The organism is Bacteroides sp. HMSC067B03 (genome assembly GCF_001811315.1).
Classification (GTDB): Bacteria; Bacteroidota; Bacteroidia; order Bacteroidales; family Bacteroidaceae; genus Bacteroides; species Bacteroides faecis.
The window spans coordinates 1-1,914 of sequence record NZ_KV804327.1 but is presented as its reverse complement, the minus strand read 5'-3'; the positions used below and the strand labels follow the sequence as shown (position 1 = coordinate 1,914).

Below are 1,914 nucleotides of genomic sequence, written 5' to 3'. Positions count from 1 at the left end.
GCTGGGGGTAATCATGGCGACGCAGGATTGTATAGCCGGCTTTGCACAGTTTTCTTTGATCTTTTGCATTCATCTTTTTGCTAATTAGAATTAAACTTGATTCTGGCATAACGATAGAATCGTATATAACCAAACTGGTAGGAAGGGTGCTCCGTATTATCCGATATGGTAATTTGTACATTATAACCTTTTATTCGTAAGAAACGGGCAGCAATTTCCTCAATAGTGTATGTTTTTATATATATATCCCAATCACTAACGACCAATATCGTTTTCACATTCCCACTTTTCAGAATCCTTTTAAAATTTCTGATAGTGCGTATTATCTCCTTCTTCTTGTTCATACTTTAGTTTTATCCTCTTTTAAAATAGTTTTATAGGCTTCTTCCATCCGTTCAATCTCCTCCACACATGCCAGCCATCCGGGAAAACCTCCGATGTTTTTGTCATCGATATAGCAATGGGCATATATCTTTTTCCCGCCTTCTCCATATTTAGCGATATTTTCAGGATCATGGTCATTCACACGGTCGAATGGTATTTTGCGTTCCAACAGCCAGTTGATGGCATTCAATAACTGATCACCAGTACGGCATGTCCAAATAATGATTTTATGTCCTTCATCATGTAGTTTCCGAAGCGATTCGCCAGCGTATGGCTGCTCTCCGTCAATAGCCGGGAATTTCCCCCGGCTAATGGTTCCGTCAAAGTCAACTGCTATAATCATAATCTACAGAATGAAGGTTCAATACGACGCCATACTCCGTTTTCATCACGCTTATGGAAATAGTAATTAGTTGCGGTTTTATATACCACATTGCTTTCTTTGAACAACTGCATGATAGCCGCATATTCTTCATCAAAACGTGACTCCAATTCATATAATTTGCTGATAGACTTATAGTCCAAATCTCCCTGACGGTTACGTTCGAGAAGCGTCATCGCCATTTGATACATCGGATCATCGACTCCTTTTTCCGAATGGGCTATATAATTCTTCAGGTAGTCAATCAGCCTTTCGGCAGCGAGATCGGCACGTTCATCAAAACTTTTCACCTTGTTGCTTTTTACCTCCAGTTTGAAGTTCCCGTCTACTACTGAAAAAGTGGCGGTTTCTTCACCCTGACGCATACGGAGCTGACCGTATTCACGCATCACGTTACGGAAAGCCTTGCTTTCACCTACAATCCAATCATAAAAGCCCTGAACGTCATTCACTACTGGCATGAGTTTACTTTCCACATCGAACATGAACTGATGTCTCAACGCTTCGTAGGTTTCCTTCCGCCGGATGGACTCTGTTTTTTCTTCTTCTTTAAGTTTACGCAACAATTCAGCCTTTTCTTCTTTTGACAATTTACTAATATCCATACTATTAAATTTTTAAATGATTAATTACAATTTGATTTTATATACTTCTTTCAGTTCCCGTTCCTTATTTTCCGCTTCAATATAAAGCGATGACCTTTGGTCTACCAACTTCGCAAATGTATTGCGATCCATATTTCCGGCATACAATTTCTCGTGTATGGCATCCAGTTCACCGGGAATCTTGTCAAGCCGATCCAGTAATTCATTAATCCGGTTTATCCGGTGTTGTTCCGCACTAATACCCGCCATCTTCTTTCTTCTTTAATATTGATTCCAGCTTCGGTATCAACAGGAGAAGTTCTTCCCCGTCCAGTTCGCGGAACTTCTTTCCTGCTATCCGGGTATCAAGGCAAAACGCATTCACCGCTCCCCAGTCCGTTGTGTCGATTCCGATCCGTTGCACTCTCTTCAGGACAGCCGATCTGCGTCTCCTTATTTCCCGTTCGGTGATGGTTAGATCCCGGTTTTCTTTTTTCGTACCGTTCAAATAGCCGCAGAGATACATTGCCTCGCTGTATGTCAACTCTTTTGTGGTATTTGTCC

At 41.2% G+C, this 1,914-nt stretch carries 4 protein-coding genes; all 4 read right to left on the bottom strand.

Annotated features, from left to right (window positions below; all coding sequences use genetic code 11):
• Window positions 1-340: 340 nt before the first annotated feature.
• Window positions 341-727, bottom strand: a complete 387-nt coding sequence (locus HMPREF2794_RS07980) for a hypothetical protein (RefSeq protein WP_055271035.1) — start codon at window positions 725-727, stop codon at window positions 341-343.
• Window positions 724-1,371 (bottom strand): DUF3164 family protein, encoded by a 648-nt coding sequence (locus HMPREF2794_RS07975; RefSeq protein ID WP_055271037.1) that lies wholly within the window; start codon window positions 1,369-1,371, stop codon window positions 724-726. The genes HMPREF2794_RS07980 and HMPREF2794_RS07975 overlap by 4 nt, the downstream gene beginning before the upstream one ends.
• A gap of 24 nt (window positions 1,372-1,395) precedes the next feature.
• Window positions 1,396-1,620, bottom strand: a complete 225-nt coding sequence (locus tag HMPREF2794_RS07970) for a hypothetical protein (protein ID WP_070751302.1) — start codon at window positions 1,618-1,620, stop codon at window positions 1,396-1,398.
• A partial coding sequence (locus tag HMPREF2794_RS07965) for a hypothetical protein (RefSeq protein ID WP_070751301.1) occupies window positions 1,607-1,914 on the bottom strand: 308 nt, incomplete at its 5' end. The genes HMPREF2794_RS07970 and HMPREF2794_RS07965, both read right to left, overlap by 14 nt.

What these genes read in the sequence shown, in the direction of transcription:
- HMPREF2794_RS07980 (WP_055271035.1), bottom strand. Translation starts at nt 727, where the DNA reads ATGATTATAGCAGTTGACTTTGACGGAACCATTAGCCGGGGGAAATTC.
- HMPREF2794_RS07975 (WP_055271037.1), bottom strand. Translation starts at nt 1,371, where the DNA reads ATGGATATTAGTAAATTGTCAAAAGAAGAAAAGGCTGAATTGTTGCGT.
- HMPREF2794_RS07970 (WP_070751302.1), bottom strand. Translation starts at nt 1,620, where the DNA reads ATGGCGGGTATTAGTGCGGAACAACACCGGATAAACCGGATTAATGAA.